This window comes from Rosenbergiella nectarea (genome assembly GCF_900111105.1).
GTDB classification, from domain to species: Bacteria; Pseudomonadota; Gammaproteobacteria; order Enterobacterales; family Enterobacteriaceae; genus Rosenbergiella; species Rosenbergiella nectarea.
In genome coordinates this window covers 87,369-111,326 of sequence record NZ_FOGC01000005.1, presented here as the reverse complement: position 1 = coordinate 111,326, position 23,958 = coordinate 87,369, and the positions used below count along the sequence as shown (strand labels likewise).

Here is a 23,958-nt window from a genome sequence, read left to right as displayed (position 1 = left end):
GCTGCTTCCTCATTGGATAATTACCCGTAGAGTGCCAGAGCCCGAACAAGGCTATTGACGAAGCAGAGAAGAGAAGAGGTGCTTATTACGCTAATAATAAGCACCTCTTAAACGCTACTCGCCAGACAGTTCCCTGCCTTGGCTTAAAATCCGAGGCTGTCTAATAAGTCATCCACTTGTGACTGGTCGGCAATCACCCCACTGGCGGTGGTATCAATCTGCGGACCATTTAATAGACTATTTTTCTGGGTTGGACTGACTCGTGCGTTATCAGGGATATTATCGAGCAATACCATTAACAGCTGGGTTTCGATTTGCTCAACGACGTGCATCATTTTTTTGATCACTTGCCCGGTGAGATCCTGGAAATCCTGCGCCATCATGATTTCCAGTAATAGCTGGTTAGTTTTCCCTGTAATGACTGGAATGCTGGCGAGGTGTTCCCGTGTCGCCATGACCAACGCCTTGGCTTCGTCAAAGCTTTTCGGTTCTTCAAACCACTGATCCCAACGCGTTTGTAATGCCTCGGCCTGTTGTTTTAGCTGATCTTGTTCGGGTTGCGCTTGCTCAACGCAGGTCAGCACTCGATTCGCTGCCTGCGTAGTCATCTCGACCACATAGGTTAATCGACCTCGCGCATCAGGAATGGCGTCCGCAGCGTCGGCGATGGCCTGCTCAAGACCTAACTCCTGCAAACTGTCCCGTAACATCCGTGTCAGCGCCCCTAAACGAACGATAATATCTGACATGGGATCGTTATCGCTAGGGGGTAAGGAATGGCTCATAGGAACTCCTTACATTCCGTATTTTTCGAATATTTTATTCAGTTTTTCTTCTAATATCGCAGCAGTAAAAGGCTTGACTACGTAACCACTTGCCCCTGCTTGTGCCGCCGCAATGATATTTTCTTTTTTTGCCTCTGCCGTGACCATCAAAATCGGTAAATTGGCAAAACGCTCCTCTGCCCGTAACGTCTTCAACAGGGCCAAACCGTCCATATTTGGCATATTCCAATCCGAAATGACAAAGTCAAACTTGCCAGCTTGCAGCTTATTTAACGCATCTTGCCCATCTTCGGCTTCGTCGACATTAGTAAAACCAAGCTCTTTTAATAAATTTCGCACAATGCGACGCATTGTCGTGAAGTCGTCTACGACTAAAAAATTAAGAGACTTATCTGCCATGATCCTTTCCTTATTTCCGTTAATGTGTCCCGATGACTCGACTGACCTTAAATACGTATGGCTTGCCCGGAAGCGAGTCGGCTAACCATATGCTGACTAATATCATCAAGGTGGGTAACTTCAGATGCCGCATTAAGTAAGATAGCCTCGCGGGGCATGCCGTAAACCACACAGCTGGCTTCATTTTGGGCAATGGTCCAACTGCCAGCCTTTTTCATTTCTAATAAACCCACCGCCCCGTCGTTGCCCATCCCGGTCAATAAGACGCCGACCGCATTACGTCCTGCACACTGTGCAACAGAGTTAAACAGCACATCTACCGCAGGTCGGTGGCGATTGACGGGTGGGGTTTCAAGTAAGCGAATTTGGTAATTGGCTCCTGACCGCGCTAACTCCATATGCTTATCGCCTGGCGCGATATAGGCATGGCCAGGAAGGACACGTTCGCCCTGTTCAGCCTCTTTCACCGTGATCTGGCAGAGTCGGTTCAGCCGCTCAGCAAAAGAGTGGGTAAAACCGGCGGGCATATGTTGGGTGATCAGAACGGCTGGACAGGCTGGAGGAAGCGGCTCGAGTACTTGCCGAATCGCCTCGGTCCCCCCGGTGGAGGCACCGATCGCAATCACTTTTTCACTGCCGATCAGCGTCTTGAGCGACACAGGTTTTACCGCGGTGCGTTGCGCAGGATTAGGCAGACGCGCCTGCGCGGCAGATCTGATTTTTTCACAGATTTTTTCGCCATATTGCATAATGCCATCACGAATACCGATTTGAGGTTTGGTGACAAAATCGACAGCCCCCAGCTCGAGCGCACGCAACGTGACTTCAGACCCCCGATCCGTTAAGGATGAAATCATTACCACTGGCATAGGTCTTAAGCGCATCAACTTTTCCAGGAAATCTAGACCATCCATTTTGGGCATTTCTACATCCAACGTTAACACCGTCGGGTTATGGTGTTTGATTAACTCGCGGGCAACTAACGGGTCGGGTGCCGTGGCGACCATAAACATATCTTTTTGACTGTTAACAATTTCCGTCATCAGCTGCCGTATCAATGCAGAGTCATCAACACACAGCACGCTTATCTTGCTCATTTTTTCCTCTCCGCAAGTCGGTAAACAGTTTGACCCTGCAGTAAAAAGTCAGTACTTATTTGACTTAAATTTTCTGAATGGCCAGCGAACAGTAACCCATCAGGCTGAAGGACATTCGCCATCCGGCTTAAAATGGTCTGTTGTGTTTTTTTATCGAAATAAATCATCACATTACGGCAGAATATTGCATCGACTTTCTCTTTCAGCTTCCACTCGGGCGATAATAAATTGAGCGGATAAAATTGTACGGTCGCGGCCAGTTCGGGTCTTACCCTAACCAGTCCACTATGTTCGCCGGTGCCTTTCAAAAAGTAGCGTTGCAACTGCTCGGGGGTTAACATCGACAGATTCTCTTGTCGATAGATCCCCTGCTTCCCTTTCGCCAATACCTGCGTATCAATATCGCTGGCATAGATTTGAAAGCGACCAGGTCCTAACCCTAACGATTCCGCTAAAGTGATCGCCAGTGACCAAGGCTCTTCGCCGGTAGATGCCGCACAGCACCACAGCGTAAAGCAGCCTTTATGTTGCCGAGCATGCTGAGCTAAAATCGGAAAATGGTGTGCCTCACGAAAAAACGCCGTAAGATTAGTGGTTAAGGCATTGGTAAATTCTTGCCATTCACTGCTCTGCGGATTTTTCTCTAAATATTGAATATATTGACTAAAATTGGCCAGATTAAGCGCCCTGACGCGTCTTAACAGGCGGTTATAGACCATTTCCTGTTTATGGGCAGCCAGTACAATCCCTGCCCGTTGATAAATTAACGCCGATATTTTCTGAAAATCTTGTGCCGATAATTCATAACGCCCACTTTGCGCCACAGTGGAAGTAGACGGGGTATTGGGGAGTTGTTTATGCATGATCCCTTCGCTTATTGACTCAAGGGGGGGAGGATCCCCGAAGGTGCCCTCCCCCTTGAGTGTATGAATTAAAATGTTTCCCAATCGTTATTATTTGACATTTGCCCCGAGCCGCTGGCGTTAGGCGTCGGCGAGGAGTGTTTCGGTGTGGCGTGACTGAGCGGTGAAGAGGAAGATGCATGGCCGACACGGAAAACCGCTACCGCTTGTTTGAGTAGTCCTGCTTGCTCTTCTAAGGTTGCCGCCGCCGTTGCAGACTCTTCCACTAATGTGGCATTTTGCTGAGTCACTTGGTCCATCTCCGTGACCGCGGTACTCACCAGATCGATACCGCGACTTTGCTCTTCAGATGCTGAAGCAATCTCACCCATAATATCGGTGACTCGCGTAACGGCATTGACGATTTCGCCCATGGTGACCCCAGCGTTTTCTACCAATTGTGAGCCTGAATCGATGCGGTTAACCGAGTCCTCAATCAAAATTTTGATCTCTTTTGCCGCTTGGGCACTGCGTTGTGCGAGGTTACGCACCTCTCCTGCTACCACGGCAAATCCGCGTCCCTGCTCACCCGCGCGGGCAGCTTCGACAGCCGCATTAAGGGCCAGAATATTGGTTTGGAAAGCAATTCCATCGATCACGCTAGTGATATCAGAAATTTTCTTAGAACTGTCGGCAATATCTTTCATGGTGGTCACCACGTTATCGACAACATTGCCACCATGACGCGCTGTTTCTGAAGCATTAAGGGCGAGTTGCGAAGCTTGACGCGCGTTCTCAGCATTCTGTTTTACGGTCGCAGTCAGCTGCTCCATACTGGAGGCGGTCTCTTCTAGAGAAGCCGCTTGTTGCTCGGTCCGGGCTGACAAGTCGTTACTGCCATTTGCTATTTCGCTGGCACCACTGAAAATCGACTCTGAACTATCCCTCACCAACCCGACGGTGTGTTTTAACTCATCCTGCATATGCCTTACCGTCGTGAGTAAGTCCCCCATCTCATTTTTACTGATGACCTCTATCGATTGAGTGAGATCGCCGCGTGCGACATTTTGAATATGGTGGATACATGCGTGTAACGGTTTTAGTAATATGCGATGAATTCCCACCCAAGCAAGGAAGATCACAAATAAGGTAATCGCAATAAATACACCGGTTAAAATCAATGCATGATCATATTGCTGACGACTGTGGTCGATACCAATCTCAACCTGTTTCTCGTTTTTGCTATACCATTGGTTCATTTTACTATCGAACGTTTTTTGCTTATCCATGACTGGGGTCGTCATAAATTCTTTGACTTTCCCTTCACGCAGTAACGCTAATAACGTATTCAGTCCGTTACGATAATCAATAAATGCCCGCCCCATTGCATCGAGCTTAGCATCTTCTCTTTCTTTATCGCTGAAGGTATTCCAGAATATTTTATACTCATCGTCTGCTTGCTGAATATTCTCCTCCGCACTAATTAAAAACTTTTTAATCTTTTCATCGAAGCCATCTTCTTTAGCACTTTGCAACGAATAGATCATACCAAAGTTAATGTTTGATCTTGCCTCTAACAAGAAGGAGGTCGCATCAGAAATACTCTGCTGTTGTACTCTCAATTTTTGGTTCTGAGCAAAGATAGTTTGATTGCCTTTCGACATTTCTAAAAACAGGGCACTACTGACAATCTGTAGCACACCCATAATACAAAGAATTAATAATAAACTCGTGACAACTTTAAGCTTGCGTAACATAGGGTCCCCTATTGTCCTTGTATAGAATTACCTTATCGGTAATTTCATCCTTTTCTTTATAATCGCGACGAATACTCTTTAACCCGCGTGCAGTCGATCGACTAAGGCCATCTCTTCACTATTCAGTAATTTTTGAATATCAACCAAAATCAACATTCTTTCACCCTGCGCGCCAAGCCCAGTGAGATACTCCGTTGACAGCGTGACACTGAATTCCGGTGCAGCCCGGATATCTTCAGGCGTCAACGCCAGAACATCGGATACCCCATCAACCACAATACCGACAATTCGTTCAGCTAAGTTCAGAACGATTACTACAGTGTTATCGTTATAGGCGATATTTTCTTGGGCGAACTTAATTCTTAGATCAATAATCGGGACAATTACGCCACGTAAATTGGTGACCCCTTTAATAAATTTAGGCGTGTTAGCTATTCGCGTAACGTGGTCATAGCCACAAATTTCTTGAACCTTTAATATATCAATTCCATACTCTTCCTTACCCAAGGTAAAAATAAGATACTCTTGGCTCTGGATCTCTTCATTTTTACTTTCCATAGCTATCCCTGAGAATTAATTTTCGCTCTGTGATGAAATCTTTTCACGATTGACCGCTTGCAACACTGGGACGTCAACAATAAAGGCAACACTGCCATCACCCATAATCGTCGCGGCAGAAATACCCTGTACCCGGCGATAATTACTTTCTAAGTTTTTCACGACAACTTGATGCTGTCCCATTAAATAATCGACCAATAATGCAAAGCGTTTACCTGCATTTTGTAAAATAATGACAATGCCCTCCGTCGGATCTTCACGGGCATCATTAATATCGAATATTTTCGCGAGTGAAATAAGAGGAAGATATTCCCCCCGTACTTCCAATACACGCTCACCGCCTGCCAAATATTTTAATTCGGTCTTACGAGGCTGTAATGATTCCATCACGGCATTGACCGGCACAATGAAGACTTCATTACCACTTTTCACTGACATACCGTCTAAAATGGCCAACGTCAGGGGCAATAAAATACGGATAGTGGTCCCTTTACCTGGTTGGGTCGCGATTTCAACATGTCCCCCCATGTCTTGGATATTACGTTTGACCACATCCATCCCGACACCACGACCTGAGACATCAGTGACTTGTTCTGCAGTCGAAAAACCCGGAGCAAAAATAAGTTGCGCAATTTCTTCTGGGCTCATCGAGTCGTGTACGGCAATACCTGAACTTAGCGCTTTTTGATAAATTCTTTCTAGATCCAACCCGGCACCGTCATCGGTCACCTCGATACAGATACTGCCACCGCGATGTTCTGCCGACAGGACAAGATTCCCTTCCGCCGATTTTCCCGCTGCACAGCGTTTTTCTGCCGATTCCACGCCATGATCCAGGCTATTGCGTACCAGATGGGTCAATGGATCGATAATTCGCTCAATCAAGCTCTTATCTAATTCCGTCGAGCCTCCTTGTAACGTCAGCTCCACTTTCTTACCGAGCTTTGCCGCCAAGTCTCTAACCAGCCGAGGAAAACGGCTGAAGACATATTCCATCGGCATCATCCGTATCGACATTACCGACTCTTGTAAATCACGGGCGTTACGCTCAAGTTGGTTAACCGTATTGAATAACGCACCATGTAGCGTCGGTTCTAATTGTGAAACGTGCTGCAGCAACATTGATTGGGTAATCACTAACTCTCCGACCAAGTTGATCAGCTGATCCACCTTCTCCACCGCGACTCGAATACTGCCGCTGTCGGGTGCTTTCGTCGCCGCCACGGCAGGTTTATTGGCTGGCAGAGGCGCTTGCGGTGGCGGTGGCGACACCGTTTTGGTACTCGTCTCCTCACTTGGCAGCGATTGCGAGGTTTCTATTTCGGGAAAGCTAATCTGATCTTCATTGATAATAAAGCAGAGCACGGCGATCAACGCCTCACGACTGACGCCATTCACCTGTAGATCCAAGCTCTGCGCATCCTGCTCGAGTAACGTTACCGTTCCAAGATGATTAATTTCTTGGAGTAGCAGCTCAATTTCTGTGCTCTTCAGACGCGACAGTTTTATCCGTACTGTCTGCTCGGCCTGTGGGGAATATTCGGCTTCTCCCCCCTCGCTGACTGCGGTTTCTTCCTCGGCTTTGGGTGGCTGATTTAACGCAATCTTGCGTAACATTTCACAAATATGCTGAAAGGTTTCTTCATCAGGTTGTGCAGAGCTTTTATAAGCATTGAGTTGGTCTTGCATGATATCTTTGGTTTCCAGAAAGAGATCAATAAGCTGACTGGTTAGTGACAATTCGCCTCGTCGCGCATTATCAAGAATGTTTTCCAAAATATGTGTGGTTTCTTGCAGAATGCTAAAGCCAAAGGTTCCCGCGCCTCCCTTGATGGAATGCGCAGCCCGAAATATTGCGTTCAGTTGTTCTGAATCAGGATTGGATGGATCGAGTGCCAGCAAGTGCTGCTCCATATCAGCCAATAATTCATCTGCTTCATCAAAAAATGTTTGAGAAAAATCAGAGATATCCATTCTTTACTCTTTCCTCTCCGTCGGCTGTGGGTCTTTTTTATCCTGTTCCGTACTCTGCGGCGCCACCGCGCGCTGCAGTTCACCCGCGGCAGTGATCACCAATGCTTGACCTTCATGGTTCTCCTTTTCCACTTCGTTTTCGGCTTCATGGGTTAAGACCAACAAACTAATACGGCGGTTTTCCGGGGCATCGGAGGCGACACCTTTCATATTCATGGTGTCTGACATCCCGATAATTCTCAGCACTTTTCCTTCAACTAATCCGGCTTTCACTAGTTCACGTCGCGACGAGTTGGCCCGCTGTGTCGACAATTCCCAGTTACTAAAACCATGATCTCCAGTCGCATACGGCGAGTTATCGGTATGACCCGCAATACTCATCTTATTCGGAACATCGTTGAGGATAGGCGCCAAGGCATGCAGGATTTCTGCCATGTAGGGCTGGATACTGGCACTGCCTTTCAGGAACATTGGCCGTTGCTGACTATCCACGATTTGTATCCGCAATCCTCGATTAATCATGGTGAGAAACAGATGAGGACGTAAGGACTTCAGTCGCGGATCAGTAATCAGCAATTGTTCAATTTTATTTTTAATCCCTTGTAATGCTTTACGGTCGGGGTCTTTATCCTTATGACTGATCGACGGGTTGGGTAAACTTTCGATAGAGTCGGTTTTTTGTCCTGCTTCACCACCCGGAATAATTGTCGTCGCATCACTTTGATGTTTTCCCGGTGAGAGCGCGACCCGCAAGGGCATGCGAAAATAGTCGGCTAACGATTCTAATTTCTGTGGGTCGGCAATGGAGATCAACCACATCACCATAAAGAAAGCCATCATGGCGGTCATAAAGTCAGCGTAGGCAATCTTCCACGCGCCATGACTTTCATGCCGTGCATGCTTTTTCTTCTTTTTGATGACGATAATCGGAGGCCTAGAATCCTTCATTCTTCGCTGGCCTCCGCGCTACGGGTACCAGGTTTGTTGTTACGCACAAAATCTTCTAGCTCGGTGAAAGCCGGACGTTCAGTGGTGTAAAGGACTTTACGGCCAAATTCCACCGCCACTTGCGGTGCATAACCATGCAGATTGGCCAATAATGTCACTTTGATACACTGCAACATTTTGATTTTTTCTGCTGATTTCTGTCGTAACACGGTCGCGAGTGGAGAAACAAAGCCGTAAGAAAGTAATATCCCCAAAAAGGTCCCCACCATCGCATGGGCGATAAGTTCGCCCAGCTCTGCTGGCGGTCTATCGGCTGAAGCGAGAGCATGCACGACCCCCATGACTGCGGCAACAATACCAAAAGCGGGTAAGGCATCGCCGACTGCCGCAATACTTTGTGCGGGGATATCGCTCTCATGCTCACAGGTTTCAATTTCCTCATCCATCAGCGATTCAATTTCTAAGGCGCTCATATTGCCGCTAATCATTAGCCGCAGATAGTCGGTTAAAAAATGCATCAGTAAAGGATCGGCTGTCAGCTTCGGATATTGATTAAACAGTTCACTCGCACTAGGATCTTCAATATCTTTTTCAATTGATAACAGCCCCTGCTGCCTCGATTTAGACATTATATTGAATAACAGACTCATCAATGAAAGATAATGCTGCTTAGTGTAGTTAGAGCCACGAAATAAGATAGGTATTGAGGTAAGTGTCTTTTTTAAGGCTTTACCGTTGTTACCAACAAATAAAGCCCCAACTCCCGCACCGCCAATTATCACTAATTCTGAGGGTTGATATAATGCTCCCATATGGCCACCTACCATCGCGTAGCCACCGAGAATCGATGCAGTCACTATAATATAGCCAATAATTATAAACACAGTCGCTCCCTAACAAGGTAAATCCCTGGTATTTTTAAATAAAGGAGTTACTGATAGATATATTCTTGAAATGTAAATTTAATTATTCATAATATTCCATAGCGTAACCCTTTATTCTCTTCATACCCTTTATCGGCCTCTGAATAATAAAGTTTACGTTTTTTTATTGCCCTTGAAGGCGGTTGGCATAGACTGCACACAAAGCTTCCTTTTGGCTGATGTGCGTGATTAATAAACTGCCCCTGACACTGTCGACAGGCCGAGAGTTCAATCATGCCACTCTCAGCAAAACGGATGAGTGTCCATGCGCGTGTTAGCCCCAGTAGCGGTTCGTTACCTTCCTTCTCGGCAGGGCATTGCTCTAGATAGAGGCGGTAGGCAAGGATGAGGCAATCAACATCAGTCTTCTCTGTCGTCTTTCTTAGAAATTGCCATGCATGATAAAAGACTGTCGCGTGAATATTATGCTCCCACGTCATAAACCAGTCTGTTGAGAAGGGTAGCATCCCTTTAGGCGGTGGAGATCCCTTAATCTCCTTGTATAGCCGAATTAAACGGCCTCGACTTAACACGGTTTCATTTTCTAGAAGCTGTAATCTCGCTCCCAACCTAATCAGGTCCATGGCGACACGGATATCGTGACCCTCTCTTAACACGCTTTTCTCTTTCATGACTGCCCCACTATTGTCTTAGTCGTTTACTGTCGAGACGAGCTTGTAATAAATTACTGGCTAACATGATGCCCGTATGAATTTGCTGCAGGTCATCCACCCGTGAATCTTGCGTTAATTTTTCAATCACCTCTGTTTTTTCAAATCGTAATTTACAAATAAGTTGATTCGTTTCTGCGAGCTTCACTAATTCATGAAGACTTAATTCCATTATTTTTTCAGCTAAACTCTCTTCCATACCTAGTCGATAAAATGCTGCATATTTATCTTCCTTTAGCATCCTTTGTGCCAGAAGAAGATATGATAAATTAATTCCATAGATTTGTTTAACGACATCTGAATTATCCACAAACACCTCAATTAATCATTTGGTTATAAATCGAGCACGGACTATGTAGTATAAAGAACTTTGTTATTAGTCTTCATAATATTATTAGAAGTTACCTTGTTATTAATAATTTCACAATACACATTATTAAACATTTAAGTTTCATATTGATTTAGATCATATAGGTAATGAGTGACATTAAAGTTTTTGAACAAACCTCAACGTTAAAACGTATTTGGAAAATAAATGATAAGTAAAAAATAACTGATCATTTATAGAGGGGTAACATTAAATTAGCTTGCATATATATAATTCTACGTTTTATGTGGAATTGATTTAAATTCGGTAAGAAACCAAGATTAATCATCCAATCGCATGAACTGAATAACTTTTGCATTTCTAGTTTATTCATTAAGTATTGAATTATTGAAATTCTATTTTTTTTTAAAAAAAGCAGGGGAGACCATCACGCTTAAAACTATAAAGTAAAAGTTATAATAGTTATCCCTTTATATAAAAATTATTAAGATTTTTTCAACTTACTGATTCTTGTCCCTCTCCCCCCGGCATAATGGAGGAAGAGGAAGATGCCTGATTTTTTATTGTGATATTTTGTATAGATCGTCTAAAAATGTCTCACGCCAACGCGTAATAGTCTGATGACTGAGTGTATCCATCATGATGGCATGCCGCCGAATCCGTTCTTCTTTGCTCATCGTCGTCGCATTTAAGATCGCCTTCGCGACTTCATCGCGATCATAAGGGTTCACTAACAACGCTTCGGTCAGCTCACAGGCTGCTCCAGCGAATTTCGATAAAATCAGTACTCCGGGATCCGTCGGGTCTTGTGCAGCCAAGTACTCTTTGGCCACCAGGTTCATTCCATCACGTAGCGGCGTAATCAGCGCAATATCCGTCAGGCGGAAGATCTTCATTAATAAACGACGGTCGAAGTGCTGATTCAAATAATAGAGAGGCGTCCAGCTCATGGTGCCGTATTTACCATTTATCCTTCCCGTTTCCGTTTCAAGCTGATGACGTATCGCTTGGTAGGCTTGGACCTCTCCACGCGAGGTCGGCGCGATTTGCGTATAGCGAATATTCCCGCGATGCTCGGGGTATTTTTCAAGGAAGCTTTCATAAGCGAGAAATCGCTCCGGGATCCCTTTTGAATAATCCAAGCGCTCGCAAGCGATGATATTTTTGGCATCACCCAGCTCTTGTCGAATCGCCTGCATTTTCGGCGGGAGTGGGCCTTCTGCCAATTTACGGATACTGTCGGGGTCAATACCAATGGGGTAATCGTGGACGTGGAAGGTATTGCCATAGGCTTGGTACCCCCCCTTTTCTACCGTCACTAATTCGGTTTCATGCGCAATCGCGGCTAAAAAGGCCTTCGCATCGCGCTCGGTTTGGAAGCCTAATAAATTATAGGCGGTCATCAGGCGTAATATTTCCTGATAGTCAGGCAGCGCCATCAAGACTTCTGGTGCAGGGAAAGGAATATGCAGGAAAAATCCCAGTGGATGCTGGCTACCCTGCTCACGCAGTGCCGCAGCAAAAGGCAGTAGGTGATAGTCATGTACCCACACCACATCATTTTGTTGGAGTAATGGGGAGAGCTTGGCAGCTAGCAGCTGGTTGACATGCAAGTAGCCTTCCCATGCCTCCCGCTGATATTCCACAAGATCGAGACGGTAATGGAAAGCGGGCCAAATAACGGTATTTGAGAACTGGCTATAATAAAGGTCGTAATCGTTTTGGGTCAGTGAGCAGGCCGCATAGGTGATATTTTTATCTTGCTCGATCTGCAGAGGCTCCTCCTCTCCCGTGATCTTGCTAATTTCTCCGTTCCATCCAAACCATAGGCCCCCCTGCTCTTGGAGTGCATCAAGCAATCCGACGGCTAATCCACCGGCCCCATTTTTACTGTTGTCAGGGAGTGCTATACGGTTGGAGACAACAACTAATCTACCCATACTATACACTCCTCATTTCATCTAGGTTTACGTTATTGTTTGCTAGGTCGTGTAGCCACTGATACAGCGCTGTCACATTACTCATTCGGTGGGTTGCTGCGCTCTCGCCGCGACCAATCTTGATGGAAATACCTTGTTGTCGATTCACATACTGAAAGCCAGCTTCATCTGTTACATCGTCGCCAACAAAAACCGGAATTCGGTTCGTAAAGGGAGGGGTCTGCATTAGGAAGTGTATGGCCTTGCCCTTATCGCAGGCGCGCGGCTTGATCTCCCACACGCATTTCCCTGCTTGAACTTTAAAATCGGGATAGCGCTCTACTATAGCGTCCGCCAGTCGTTGCAATACCTGCTGTGCGGTAGGCGCTTGTCGGTAATGTAGAGCAAACGCGATACCTTTCTTTTCCAAACGGACACCCGACAACGAGGCGATTTCGCGTGATAATTGTTGTTCTATCTCACCCAGCTGCTGCGCGTCGACGTGGGTGGTCGTAAGTTCAGCGTTAAATGTACGGATCTCGGCACCGTGGATACCCGCCGCCGCCCCTTGCAGCGGATGCGTCAGCGTATCAATTTGGCTCAACGGTCGACCCGAAACAAAGGCGACGGCTCCCCCTACCTCTTGGGTTAATTGCTTAAGGTCAGTCATTACCGAAGCCGGTATAGATACGGCTTCTGGCGTGGCTTGAAGGGTGGCTAGCGTACCATCGATGTCGAAAAAAAAGGCGTAGTCGTGTTGTCGGCATAGTTGCCGCGGTTCATTCATAAATACTCGCTTTCTTTGGTTGCGCGTAGCGGTGAGGGTCATACTTGGCGCATCATGTGGGCGCCCCTCATTAGGTTATAAAAATGTAACAATTAGGAATGGTATGTGATTCATTAATGTTACTAAGTATAGACTCAATCTCGACGATTGCGCGGCGAATCAGAAAGTTACCTAATTTGAGCGGCACAGCTGGCCCTACTGCACAATCTGTTCATAGTCACCGCGAAGACATTCCGCTACTCTAGAGCAGTGAAAAATGACGTTAACAATGAGGTCTATATGGCAACTGAATACGCAATAATTGCAGGCGGCTGTTTTTGGTGTACCGAAGCCGTCTTTCAAAGCTTGAAAGGGGTATCGTCTGTAGAAAGTGGTTATACCGGTGGTGCGTCAGCGGATCCAACTTATGAACAAGTCTGTAGTGGGTCAACTGGCCATGCAGAGGCCATTCGTATTGGTTTTGACCCAGAGCAGATTAGCTATGCCGATCTCCTCGCGGTCAGTTTTGCTACGCACGATCCTACCCAGCTTAATCGTCAGGGTAACGATATCGGCACACAGTACCGTTCCGCTATTTTTCCCCTCAATGCTGCACAACGACAAACGGCTGAACAAGCGATTGAACTTGCCCAGCAGGATCACTCGCAACCCATCGTAACCTCGATTGAAACCTTTACAGAGTGGTACCCCGCTGAAGATTATCATCAAGATTATTGGGATCGCGTGGGGGCAAACAATGGTTTCTGTATGGCCGTGATCCCGCCTAAGCTACAGAAGTTACGTAAGAAATTTGCAGATCGGGTTAAGGATTAAGCTGAAAAAGCACGACATCCCGCCGAGTCGCTCAGCTCTTGAGCGGATAAGCAAAAAGCGTGAAATAGTACTTGACCGTTGCGGGGCGACTCCCTATAGTACCGCCCCGTTAGCGCTGCAAAGCATAACAAACAATTTGGTGAGGTGTCCGAGTGGCTGAAGGAGCACGCCTGGAAAGTGTGTATACGGCAACGTATCGAGGGTTCGAATCCCTCCCTCACCGCCATATTCTGTAAAAGAGTTACTATGACTCTTTTCCCCATTAGCTCATCCAGGCTAATGACGAAACCCAGTGCTCTGTGCACTGGGTTTTTTTTGCCTTAATTTCTTCCCTTTACGATCCCTATTTCCTAAATCTTTCTATCAATCATAGCGTTACTAAAATACACTATTTTGCTACTTGCACCTTTCAGTAAAATATCGATACTGTATATATTTACAGTATTAATCTGAGAGACGACAATGTTATGTTATCAACCTGCACGTATTCGTGCGCTCCTTGAGCTACCTTTGTTTAGTAGCCGCATTCCTTGCGGCTTTCCCTCCCCTGCTCTGGACTACGTTGAGCAACGTATCGATCTCAACCAACTTCTCATCAGCCACCCTAGCGCAACCTATTTTGTTAAAGTGAGCGGTGACTCGATGATTGACGGCGGTATCAGTGAGGGGGATATGTTGGTGGTCGATAGCGCCTTAACCGCCAAGCAGGGAGATATTATTGTTGCGTCCTTAGCAGGAGAGTTTACCGTCAAGCAACTGATGCTAAAACCCACCCTCCATCTTCTGCCGTTAAATAGTGCCTACGCCGCCATTCCTATCGATGATGTCGACCAATTTGAAATTTTTGGCGTCGTAAAGCATGTTATTAAAACGCTGAATCCCTAATGTTTGCGTTAGTCGATGTCAACTCGTTCTATGCCTCATGTGAAACGATCTTTCGACCCGACTTGCGCGGTAAACCGGTGGTCGTGTTAAGCAACAATGATGGCTGTGTTATCGCTCGCTCCGCGGAAGCCAAAGCGCTGAATATCCGGATGGGAGAGCCCTATTTCAAGCTGACGCAGCAAACTTTTCCACAAAAAATAGCGGTCTTTAGCTCTAATTACGCCCTCTATGCGGACATGAGCCATCGCGTCATGACCCTGTTGGAAGAGATGGCCCCGCATGTCGAAATCTATTCAATCGATGAGGCCTTCCTCAACCTTACCGGTATGGCGGCATATTGTTCGCTGGAGCAGTATGGCCAACAGGTACGACAGCGCATTAAAAATGAAGCACACCTGATGGTAGGTGTCGGGATTGCACCCACTAAGACGCTGGCGAAGCTCGCCAATTATGCAGCGAAAAAATGGGTAAAAACCGCAGGTGTGGTTGATCTCTCCTCGCCATTGCGACAAAACAAACTGCTGCCGCTGATACCGGTAGAGGAAGTTTGGGGAATTGGCCGTCGGCTTAGCAAAAAACTCCAACAGCTCGGCGTTTATACTGCCGCAGATCTTGCCAAACAAGATACCCAGTTTATCCGTAAATCTTTTTCGGTAATTGTTGAACGGACAGTACGCGAATTGCGCGGCGAGCCCTGTCTGGCCCTAGAGGAGTTTGCGCCAGTGAAGCAGCAGATACTCTGTTCCCGCTCATTTTCTCAGCGTATCACTGACTACGTTCAGATGCGTGAAGCGGTCTGTAATTATGCGGTACGCGCTGCAGAAAAATTACGCGGTGAAAAACAGTATTGCCGCCAAGTAGGAGTCTTTATCCGTACCAGCCCGCATGCTGTAGGCGAAATTTATTATGCGAATCAACTTACCGGTCAACTTCTTACCCCTTCCCAAGATACGCGCGATATCGTGCAACTCGCTCTCTCTTTACTTGATCAGATTTGGCGCGAGGGGCCGCGCTATATGAAAGCAGGAATTATCTTAGGTGATTTTTTTCAGCAAGGCGTGGCGCAGCTTAATCTTTTTGATCCGCTAGCCCCCCACGCTAACAGCGACGCATTAATGCACGTTGTCGATGGGATCAATCAAAGTGGGAAAGGAACGATTTGGTTTGCAGGGCAAGGGATTCAAAAAACCTGGGCGATGAAGCGGGAAAAATTATCCCCCGCCTATACCACGCGTTACCAAGACCTCCCCTGGGCAAAATAAGGGGGCTATTGAAGCTCAGCGATCAGGGTCTGCATCAAGAGAATCGCATCTAAAGGTCGTAATGCCGTGACCCCCGTTCCTGCCCAACAGACCTGATAATCTGTCACGCCTTGCGCGCAAGCGATTTTATCCAGTTGCTTAGCCAGTGCGTAACTATAGGGGTAGCCGGCATGTGGGGGGCGTATCGGGCTATCAATTTCTTGCTGCCAACGCCCCATAACACCGCGAGCGGGCCGCCCAGAAATCACATCGGTAATTTGCGTGCTCTTCGCCTTGGATAAACGTTGTCTTAGCTGATCACTGGCGGCAGACTCTCGGCAAGCCATAAACGCCGTCCCCAACTGTGCAGCACTCGCCCCTTGGGTTAACAGTTGATTAATTTGCCCCCCGGTCATCACGCCCCCTGCACTGATAATAGGTAACGAGATCTGTGGGGCTAACTGCTGCAATAATTCTCGGGTACTCAACCCCGCGTCACAAAGTGGGTCGAAAGTCGCGCGGTGCCCCCCTGCTTCAATCCCTTGCGCAATGATGGCTGAACACCCCTGTTGTTGAGCATAGAGCGCCTCACTCAGTCGCGTTACGCTCACCCAGTAAGGGATTTTCGCACGCTGTAAGATTTGCAAGATGGATTTAGGCGGCAAACCAAAGTGAAAACTGACTACCGCTGGGCGGGTGGCAAGGATGACGTCAAGTAACTCAGGCGAGTCAGTAAAGGAAGCATAAGGGGCGAGAAGTTGCGCAGGAACAGCCTGCTCAAATTGCGCAAAATGCGCTGAAAGATACTCACACCACGCTCGGCTTTTAGCCGGATCCAACGGCGCGGAACGGTGACAGAAGAAATTTACCTGAAAGGGTTGGCTTGTTAGCTGCTGTGTCGCCCTGATCGCGGCCGCGGCCTGAAAAGGATCACCGGCGCCTAGCCCTAGGGCCCCAAGCCCCCCGCTTCAGAAACCCGACTGGCCAATGCTGGGGTGGTGATGCCAGCCATTGGCGCTAAAAAAATCGGATCACGAATTCCCAATTGGGTGAGCAACGGCATACTGATTCCTTGCATAGCTTAGTTACTCTAACGGGTAAACCATCTCGACGCAGTCGAAAGCATAATCGGCGGCAGGTGAATAGTGGGTAGCATTACGCACCCGTTGAACCCCCTGCTTAATATAAAACCCTTGAGCGTTAAGGGTAGAAGAGCGCACAATAGCGCTTAAGCCTCACGCTAGCGCCTCTTGCTTAATGCAGGTCATGATACGCGCGGCTGACCCCTTTCGCATCGCTGCCGGTAAGGTAAACATCGCTTCAACGCGCTGCGTCGCACCATCCAGATACCCAGTCGCTAAAAGCTGACCTTGTGAATTTTCTGCAACATAAAAGGGGTTTTCCAATATTGCCAGTCGATAATGTTTGGGCATTATCTCTGGCGTCCACGCCGTAATAGCGGATAAGGGGTAGCAGGCCTGGCATTGCTCTACTATCGCTAAGTTTCGGATACGCCAACACACCTCAGCTTCGCCCCCGCGCGCTTTTCTGATCCTTATTGTCATCTGTCTCCCTCGATGACTACACATAAAAAAACCGCCCGACTGGGCGGTTTACTCGACAGGCTATTGATAAGCGAGTAGTGTGCGTTGACAGAGTTCTGAACGAACACAGTCTTCTGCGCCAAAACGTACCACGCCAACCACCTCATCGTCAGAAAAACGCTGCATAGCATCGGCAAGCCCAGAGGTAACACCTGCGGGAAGATCACATTGGGTAATATCGCCGTTAACAATCACTGTCACGTTTTCCCCTAACCGAGTTAAAAACATTTTCATTTGCGAGGCGGTAACGTTCTGTGCCTCATCAAGAATAACGAAAGCATTCTCAAACGTTCTCCCCCGCATATAAGCGAAAGGGGCAATTTCAACTTTCGCAATTTCAGGGCGTAAACAATAGTGCATAAAGGAGGAACCCAAGCGTTTGACCAATACGTCATAGACCGGGCGGAAGTAAGGAGCAAATTTTTCAGAAATATCGCCAGGGAGGAAACCCAAGTCTTCATCAGCTTGTAAAACAGGGCGAGTCACAATGATCCGCTCAATATCTTTGTTAATTAAGGCTTCTGCGGCTTTCGCTGCACTGACCCAGGTTTTGCCGCATCCCGCTTCACCTGTAGCGAAAATCAATGACTTAGCGGTTATCGCCTGCAAATAATGAGCTTGTGACGCATTACGTGCAACGATAGGTTGGCGGTCACGAACATCACGCGCCATACCAATTGCATCAAGACCACTCATATGAACCAAAGAGGAAACCGATTCTTCTTCGCGTGAACGATGACTACGCGCATCACTACGAAGAACCCGTTTTGCTTCACGACGTGCTTTGACTACTGCTTTTTGTCTTCCCATGATGGCACCTTACTGTTGGTTTCAGTTACCGTCTGCCCAATGGCGACGTATAGTTGAACGCTTTAGAGGTTAGCTTCCTTATGAGCCTTACTGCCTGAGATTAGAAGTCGTTGACGTACATTGTCGCAAGAGAGCTGCACAGACCTATCAATTGCGGTGAGAGGAAAAAATCGGGAGAAAAGCATAGTACAAGAGAAAAGCGGAGCGCAGTGTGAAAGAAGTCGTTTATCCACTGACCCAGGTCGTCTCATTTGCGATCCCCTAACAGTTATTGTGATAGAACGATGTTGCCTAGACACTATGTCTAATTACTATAGAAGAAATCAACACTTATTACATTTATCACAAAAAAAAGACATTTTTGTGATATCCCGATAATCCTTTACAGCACAACACATCCAACGGGAAGAGCGATGCTAGCGTCGATATCGTAATGAAGACTGGGTTGACTATTCGCACGCTTTCAGCCATTTCCATCACGTCGAAATAGCTCTTTGCAACAAATTATTAACGTAAATAACGTTAGAATCTTCTCTCTGTTAAATCAGTTGGAGAGTCTGATGATAACCCTGTGCAAAGCTTGTGGTACGTCTTACCGCGTCGACTCCGTACCGCTAGACAACTGTAAAATCTGTCTGGATGAACGCCAATATATCCCGGTGAAGGGCCAAGAATGGGTCGAACAGAATCATTTTGTGGCGACCCACCGCAACCAATGGACGCTGCACCAGCCCTAGCTGTTAGTCTACAAACCGTTCCACATTTTGCTATCGGCCAACGCGCTTTTATTATCCAGACCCCTGAGGGGAATATCTTATGGGATTGTATTGCCTGTCTGGACGATGCAAGCAAAGCCCTGGTCCACGCCCTAGGTGGCTTAACCGCTATCGCCTTATCACACCCCCACTACACCACCACTATGCAAGATTGGGCCGCTGAATTTAATGCCCCGATTTATCTACACAGCGATGATCAACAGTGGATTATGCGTAAATCCCCTGCGGTCAGGCTGTGGGAGGGAGAAAGCTTCTCACTGACCTCACAGATACGCCTAATACGTTTAGGTGGGCACTTTGCGGGAGGCAGCGTTTTACATTGGTCGATGGCAGAGGGCGTGCTATTAGCAGGAGATATTATTCAAGTAACTCCCGGTGCCGATGCGGTCTCTTTTATGTGGAGCTATCCCAACCTGTTGCCACTGCCCGCCCATAGTGTCCGCTCGATTAGGGATCGGTTAAATCCCTTACGTTTTGCCAAAATTTATGGTGCCTTTAGCGGACAAGATATCCTGCAGCGGGGTGACGATATTGTGAGACAGTCGAGTGCAAAATACCTTGCCTGCTTACAGTCCATCGGCTCATCACAAGACGATGGACGTGTGACGCGATCTTAGGCTCCGCGCTTACAAGACTGGGTGACGTCTCACCTTCCAATATTCGAGACTCCAACGACATATTCTGATACGAAAAATCGGATGTCTGGCTCGGCTAACCTGTGAGAATACTTTTACAGACCTTAATAGAAATGATATTACTAACCATTCCTATTTACATTACTTTACTTAGAGACAGTGAGCGTGTTAGCCACCTTGGTCATCGCGTTACGTGAAGGGTTAGAAGCCGTTCTAATCGTCAGTATTATCGCGACCTTTTTACGAAAAAATCATCAGCCGTTATCCCCGATGTGGTGGGGTGTATTGGGTGCCGTATCACTTTCTTTATTAGTAGGGATTGGACTCAGTCTTACAGAACGCGCCTTGCCGCAAGCTGGGCAAGAAGCGATGGAGGCAATAATTGGTAGCATTGCCGTCATCTTTGTCAGCAGTATGATTATCTGGATGCAGCAACACGCGCCACAACTGCGGCATCAGCTCGAGAGTGAGGCCAACGTGGCCTTACGCCAATCGAGCCGCTGGGCATTACCCACTATGGCTTTTTTAGCCGTACTCAAAGAGGGATTCGAGACCAGCGTCTTTATGTTGGCAACTTTTTCCGCTGCGCAATCATCGGTCTGGGCCACCGTTGGCGCAGTGGTTGGCCTACTACTGGCACTGATTATCGGTTGGGGGATCTTCCGTGGGGGGATTCGCCTTAACCTTGGGCGTTTCTTTAAGATTACCGGTATTTTCCTGATTGTCGTTGCTGCAGGGTTAGTGGTCTCTGCCCTGCGCAGTGCTCACGAAGCCGGTTGGCTACTCATCGGCCAACACAAGGTAATGGATCTTTACTGGCTACTACCAGCGGGGTCTATTCGCGCCGCGCTAGTCACCGGTGTATTAGGGATCCCTGCCGACCCACGTACTGCAGAGGTGCTAGGCTGGATAAGCTATCTGGCACTCTTCGTTTTACTCTTAGCTTGGCCCCATCGTTATAAGCCAAGCCCGAAGGTGACTTACCGCCTGTTACAAGGCTTAAGCTTAGTCACGCTTATCGGCGCAGTGATTTGCGCCAAGCTGTTATCGCCGCCCCTGTTTCACCTGTCGCCGTCTCTGCCACTGGTCAATCAACATGATGCAACAGAACTTCCTGTGGGTACCTTGGCACGCAAAGCCGATGGGCTTGAGTTGACCCTTAGCGGGCAATCTACGCGCTTTATCCCCTTCAGCGACCCGCCCGTGGCGGCTACGCCAGAGGAGAAAACAATCACGATGAAGCGGGGATGGCCTGATGCTCCCACTCAACTCTCTCTGGACCAAGTGATTGCGCTCTATCACCAACGGGTTCCACCAGGGCTGCATCCTCAACAGCACCCTGGCCCCTATCAAAGCCAATGGCAATTAAGCTGTCAGGTTACACTGACAGTACAGCAGGGGCAGATTATCGCGGCACACAGTACCGCTAATAGCCTGTTAACCCTAAGCGGCAGTGGCTTACAATCGCCAAGATTAATGAGTGTGACCCTATCGCCAACTATCGTAGGCTGCCCATGGCAGACCAGTGCTGCATGGCAACGCTATACAAACCAAGCGTTGACCCGCTATCAGGAGACAGAAACCCTCTACGACTTCCTGCAGCATAAGTTACCTATCCTATTAGGGGTAATTAGCCTCGGTGCGCTGGCACTGAGTGTCGGCAGCAAAAAAAAATTAATCCATAACGCTAAAAACATAATGAGATAACAACTATGATGAAACAGCAACCATTACGTCACCCCGCTCTAAAAATGAGCGCCCTTGCGTTACTTTTACTGACCGCAGGTGCATCTCATGCGGCCCCTACCCCCGCAGTCACTCAGGTTAATATTACGTTAACCGGCGATAACGGGGGTCAATGTCTGCTCGATAACAATAAGGTAAATGCCGGTCCCATCACCTTCAATATTGTGAACAAAACCGCCACCGCGATCACTGAGATCGAACTGCTCAATAACAACCGTATTTTAGGCGAGAAAGAGAACTTAGCGCCCGGCTTACCGGCGGTGAAATTTACATTGAACTTAGAGGGGGGTAATTATCAAATTTACTGCCCGGGTGCGTCACAAGAATTGGTTAACTTTACGGTAAGTGGCCAGCGCAACGCACAATCATCCGACAGCATCAGCGCCCTATTAAAACAAGGGACAGATAACTATGGACGCTATGTGGAGAGTACCGTGGCTGGCATGGTTAACGCCGTGGCGAAACTCCAAACGGCAATCAATGCCGGACAGCTTGAACAAGCGAAAGTCGCCTACGCACAGGCTCGTCCTTTGTATGAGCGTATTGAATCTGATGTGGACGGTTTCTTATTACCCGGCTTTAAAGCGACGGATAATGCCGGTAACTTAGATTATCTGATTGATATGCGCGCCTCAAACCTCGACCCGGCGGTCGGCTGGCATGGCTTCCATGCGATTGAGCGTGATCTCTTTGAGAAAGGAAAAATTGATAAGAATACACAGCAAACCGCCAAAGGCTTAGTGATTCACGTTGCGGAATTAAACAAACAGGTGAAAGGCCTAACTTACAAACCTGAAGATTTAGCCAACGGTGCGGCGGACCTCCTTGAAGAAGTCCAAAATACCAAAATCAATGGTGAGGAAGAAGCTTACAGCCATATCGACTTGGTCGACTTTGCAGGAAATGTTGAAGGGGCAATGCAAGCCTTTGCTTATTTACAGCCTGGATTAGCAAAAATTGACCCGGCACTGACCAAACAGGTCAGTGAACAATTTAGTGCGGTGCGTAAATTGCTTGATCAATACCGTGATAGTAAAAGTTTAGGAGGCTATCGCCCTTACACTCGCACGCTGAAAGCAGAAAATGCGGCAAAATTAAGCCGTGCAATACAAGCCTTACAAGAGCCACTTTCACACATTGCTGAGAAAGTCGCTACCCACGCTGGAGCCTAAGTCATGAGTCGTCACGATAAGCCAGGTTTTTCTCATGGCCTCGTCTCACGTCGTAATATGTTAAAAGGATCGTTAGCCAGCGCGCTAACGCTCCCCGCCCTCTCACCAACACTGGCCTCTGCCGCAGGGGCTGGTGAGAAAGATAATATAGACCTCTCCCATCAATGGCCATTTTATGGTGACCGTGGGCAAGCAGGCGTTACGACACCCCCCCAGCGCCATATTATGTTGATGACGTTTGATATGACAACGCCTACCGCGCAAGCGCTGCAAATTTTGCTCGCTCGCTGGTCGGCTGCCATTGCTCAACTGGTCCAAGGCGCGGCAGTCGGTACCGTCGAACCCTCGAGAACGGGTAGTGTGGGTACGGATACCGGCGAGGCAGTAGGCTTAGACCCTGCTTCATTAACGGTAACGATAGGGATGGGCCCCTCGATCTTCACCGATACCTACGGCCTTGCCGCAAAATGTCCCCCACATTTACGGCCGCTTGCCGCCTTGCCGAGTGATAATCTGCAACCTGAACTGAGTGGAGGCGATCTCTCACTGCAAGCCTGTGCCGATGACCCGCAAGTGGCCTACCATGCCATTCGTGTATTGGCCCGTATCGCGAAAAGTACGGGTTCGGCCCAAACCCGCTGGACAGTGATGGGCTTTGGACGTGCCTCAGCAGGAAAAGGCCAAGAGACACCTCGTAATTTGTTTGGCTTTAAAGACGGTACCCGCAATTTAGTTGAGCCAGCAGACTTTACTCGACATGTTTGGATTAAGGATGGCCCCGCTTGGCAACAAGAAGGAAGTTACCAAGTGGTACGCAAAATTAAGATGAACATTGAAAACTGGGATACCGACCGCGTCAGCGATCAAAACCAAGTATTCGGTCGCCATAAACTTTCCGGCGCGCCATTATCGGGCACCCACGAATTCGATACGCCTGACTTCCATAAAAAGGACAGCGAGGGAGAATTAGTGATACCGGCTACCGCTCATATTCGGCTAGCGGCTCATGAAAATAATCAAGGTGTGAGAATTTTACGGCGTTCTTACAACTACACCGATGGCTTGAATCAGTATGGGCAACTCGATGCTGGCTTACTGTTTATCAGTTACCAGAATGATCCGGCTCATTTCGAAACACTGCAGCGTAAGTTGGGGGCAGCCGATGCCCTGAATGAGTATATCTCGCATATCGGTAGCGGACTGTTCTTTATTCCCCCTGCGGCAAAAGAAGGGAGTTACATCGGAGCGGCGCTATTTAGCTAGATAACAACCCGGCAGATAAGCATTT

General features: G+C 47.7%; 22 protein-coding genes, 1 tRNA gene and 2 pseudogenes. 8 read left to right on the top strand and 17 right to left on the bottom strand.

Going from position 1 to position 23,958, the window contains the following annotated elements:
- Positions 1 to 143: 143 nt before the first annotated feature.
- The 13 genes from cheZ to otsB all read right to left on the bottom strand — a co-directional run bounded on the left by cheZ (position 144) and on the right by otsB (position 12,988).
- The gene (cheZ, locus tag BMX14_RS07740) at positions 144 to 785 is read right to left on the bottom strand and encodes a protein phosphatase CheZ (RefSeq protein ID WP_092675105.1); all 642 of its coding nucleotides are present in this window, start codon (positions 783 to 785) and stop codon (positions 144 to 146) included.
- A 9-nt stretch (positions 786 to 794) separates the two neighbouring features.
- Positions 795 to 1,184, bottom strand: coding sequence for a chemotaxis response regulator CheY (gene cheY, locus BMX14_RS07735; protein ID WP_092675101.1), 390 nt, complete (start codon positions 1,182 to 1,184; stop codon positions 795 to 797).
- A 47-nt stretch (positions 1,185 to 1,231) separates the two neighbouring features.
- A complete protein-coding gene (locus BMX14_RS07730) occupies positions 1,232 to 2,281 on the bottom strand; it encodes a protein-glutamate methylesterase/protein-glutamine glutaminase (RefSeq protein ID WP_092675098.1) in 1,050 nt (349 codons plus the stop codon).
- Positions 2,278 to 3,144 carry a protein-glutamate O-methyltransferase CheR gene (cheR, locus tag BMX14_RS07725; protein ID WP_092675096.1) on the bottom strand — a complete coding sequence of 289 codons (867 nt, stop codon included), beginning with the start codon at positions 3,142 to 3,144 and terminating at the stop codon, positions 2,278 to 2,280. Before cheR ends, BMX14_RS07730 begins: the two co-directional genes overlap by 4 nt.
- Positions 3,145 to 3,212: 68 nt before the next feature.
- Positions 3,213 to 4,880, bottom strand: a complete 1,668-nt coding sequence (locus BMX14_RS17105; protein ID WP_092675092.1) for a methyl-accepting chemotaxis protein — start codon at positions 4,878 to 4,880, stop codon at positions 3,213 to 3,215.
- A 78-nt stretch (positions 4,881 to 4,958) separates the two neighbouring features.
- Positions 4,959 to 5,438 (bottom strand): chemotaxis protein CheW, encoded by a 480-nt coding sequence (gene cheW, locus BMX14_RS07715; protein ID WP_092675089.1) that lies wholly within the window; start codon positions 5,436 to 5,438, stop codon positions 4,959 to 4,961.
- 15 nt (positions 5,439 to 5,453) lie between these two features.
- Entirely contained in the window at positions 5,454 to 7,412 is a 1,959-nt protein-coding gene (gene cheA, locus BMX14_RS07710; RefSeq protein ID WP_092675086.1) for a chemotaxis protein CheA, read from the bottom strand.
- A gap of 3 nt (positions 7,413 to 7,415) precedes the next feature.
- A complete protein-coding gene (gene motB, locus BMX14_RS07705; protein WP_092675082.1) occupies positions 7,416 to 8,360 on the bottom strand; it encodes a flagellar motor protein MotB in 945 nt (314 codons plus the stop codon).
- Positions 8,357 to 9,244 carry a flagellar motor stator protein MotA gene (gene motA / locus BMX14_RS07700; RefSeq protein ID WP_092675078.1) on the bottom strand — a complete coding sequence of 296 codons (888 nt, stop codon included), beginning with the start codon at positions 9,242 to 9,244 and terminating at the stop codon, positions 8,357 to 8,359. The genes motB and motA overlap by 4 nt, the downstream gene beginning before the upstream one ends.
- Positions 9,245 to 9,330: 86 nt before the next feature.
- Complete coding sequence (gene flhC, locus BMX14_RS07695; RefSeq protein ID WP_092675075.1) at positions 9,331 to 9,915, bottom strand: flagellar transcriptional regulator FlhC; 585 nt, start codon at positions 9,913 to 9,915, stop codon at positions 9,331 to 9,333.
- 10 nt (positions 9,916 to 9,925) lie between these two features.
- Positions 9,926 to 10,264: a flagellar transcriptional regulator FlhD gene (gene flhD / locus BMX14_RS07690; protein ID WP_092675072.1), complete on the bottom strand. Its 339-nt coding sequence runs from the start codon at positions 10,262 to 10,264 to the stop codon at positions 9,926 to 9,928.
- 578 nt (positions 10,265 to 10,842) lie between these two features.
- Complete coding sequence (gene otsA, locus BMX14_RS07685) at positions 10,843 to 12,222, bottom strand: alpha,alpha-trehalose-phosphate synthase (RefSeq protein WP_092675069.1); 1,380 nt, start codon at positions 12,220 to 12,222, stop codon at positions 10,843 to 10,845.
- A gap of 1 nt (position 12,223) precedes the next feature.
- Positions 12,224 to 12,988 carry a trehalose-phosphatase gene (otsB, locus tag BMX14_RS07680; RefSeq protein WP_092675066.1) on the bottom strand — a complete coding sequence of 255 codons (765 nt, stop codon included), beginning with the start codon at positions 12,986 to 12,988 and terminating at the stop codon, positions 12,224 to 12,226.
- A 279-nt stretch (positions 12,989 to 13,267) separates the two neighbouring features.
- Between otsB and msrA the strand changes: the two genes are divergently transcribed.
- The 4 genes from msrA to umuC all read left to right on the top strand — a co-directional run bounded on the left by msrA (position 13,268) and on the right by umuC (position 15,948).
- Positions 13,268 to 13,801, top strand: coding sequence for a peptide-methionine (S)-S-oxide reductase MsrA (msrA, locus tag BMX14_RS07675; protein WP_092675063.1), 534 nt, complete (start codon positions 13,268 to 13,270; stop codon positions 13,799 to 13,801).
- Positions 13,802 to 13,939: 138 nt separating this feature from the next.
- Positions 13,940 to 14,027 (top strand) — tRNA-Ser (locus BMX14_RS07670).
- Positions 14,028 to 14,263: 236 nt separating this feature from the next.
- On the top strand, positions 14,264 to 14,686 hold the full coding sequence (gene umuD / locus BMX14_RS07665; protein WP_092675060.1) for a translesion error-prone DNA polymerase V autoproteolytic subunit: 423 nt from the start codon (positions 14,264 to 14,266) through the stop codon (positions 14,684 to 14,686).
- Complete coding sequence (umuC, locus tag BMX14_RS07660) at positions 14,686 to 15,948, top strand: translesion error-prone DNA polymerase V subunit UmuC (RefSeq protein WP_092675057.1); 1,263 nt, start codon at positions 14,686 to 14,688, stop codon at positions 15,946 to 15,948. Before umuD ends, umuC begins: the two co-directional genes overlap by 1 nt.
- Before the next feature lie 5 nt (positions 15,949 to 15,953).
- Here the strand turns inward: umuC and BMX14_RS07655 are convergent.
- The 4 genes and pseudogenes from BMX14_RS07655 to phoH form a co-directional block, all read right to left on the bottom strand.
- Positions 15,954 to 16,939, bottom strand: a pseudogene (locus BMX14_RS07655) (NAD(P)H-dependent flavin oxidoreductase).
- A gap of 73 nt (positions 16,940 to 17,012) precedes the next feature.
- A complete protein-coding gene (locus BMX14_RS17025; protein ID WP_268993443.1) occupies positions 17,013 to 17,147 on the bottom strand; it encodes a hypothetical protein in 135 nt (44 codons plus the stop codon).
- A gap of 15 nt (positions 17,148 to 17,162) precedes the next feature.
- Positions 17,163 to 17,492, bottom strand: coding sequence for a hypothetical protein (locus BMX14_RS07650; RefSeq protein ID WP_092675054.1), 330 nt, complete (start codon positions 17,490 to 17,492; stop codon positions 17,163 to 17,165).
- 60 nt (positions 17,493 to 17,552) lie between these two features.
- The gene (gene phoH, locus BMX14_RS07645) at positions 17,553 to 18,341 is read right to left on the bottom strand and encodes a phosphate starvation-inducible protein PhoH (protein WP_092675051.1); all 789 of its coding nucleotides are present in this window, start codon (positions 18,339 to 18,341) and stop codon (positions 17,553 to 17,555) included.
- Between the two features lie 560 nt (positions 18,342 to 18,901).
- Between phoH and BMX14_RS07640 the strand changes: the two are divergent.
- The 4 genes and pseudogenes from BMX14_RS07640 (at position 18,902) to efeB (ending at position 23,933) form a co-directional block, all read left to right on the top strand.
- Positions 18,902 to 19,734 (top strand): annotated as a pseudogene (locus tag BMX14_RS07640) (MBL fold metallo-hydrolase).
- Between the two features lie 177 nt (positions 19,735 to 19,911).
- Positions 19,912 to 21,459, top strand: coding sequence for an iron uptake transporter permease EfeU (gene efeU / locus BMX14_RS07635; protein ID WP_092675047.1), 1,548 nt, complete (start codon positions 19,912 to 19,914; stop codon positions 21,457 to 21,459).
- A gap of 5 nt (positions 21,460 to 21,464) precedes the next feature.
- On the top strand, positions 21,465 to 22,670 hold the full coding sequence (gene efeO, locus BMX14_RS07630; RefSeq protein WP_092675044.1) for an iron uptake system protein EfeO: 1,206 nt from the start codon (positions 21,465 to 21,467) through the stop codon (positions 22,668 to 22,670).
- Positions 22,671 to 22,673: 3 nt separating this feature from the next.
- Positions 22,674 to 23,933, top strand: coding sequence for an iron uptake transporter deferrochelatase/peroxidase subunit (gene efeB / locus BMX14_RS07625; protein ID WP_092675041.1), 1,260 nt, complete (start codon positions 22,674 to 22,676; stop codon positions 23,931 to 23,933).
- The last annotated feature ends 25 nt before the right edge of the window (positions 23,934 to 23,958 follow it).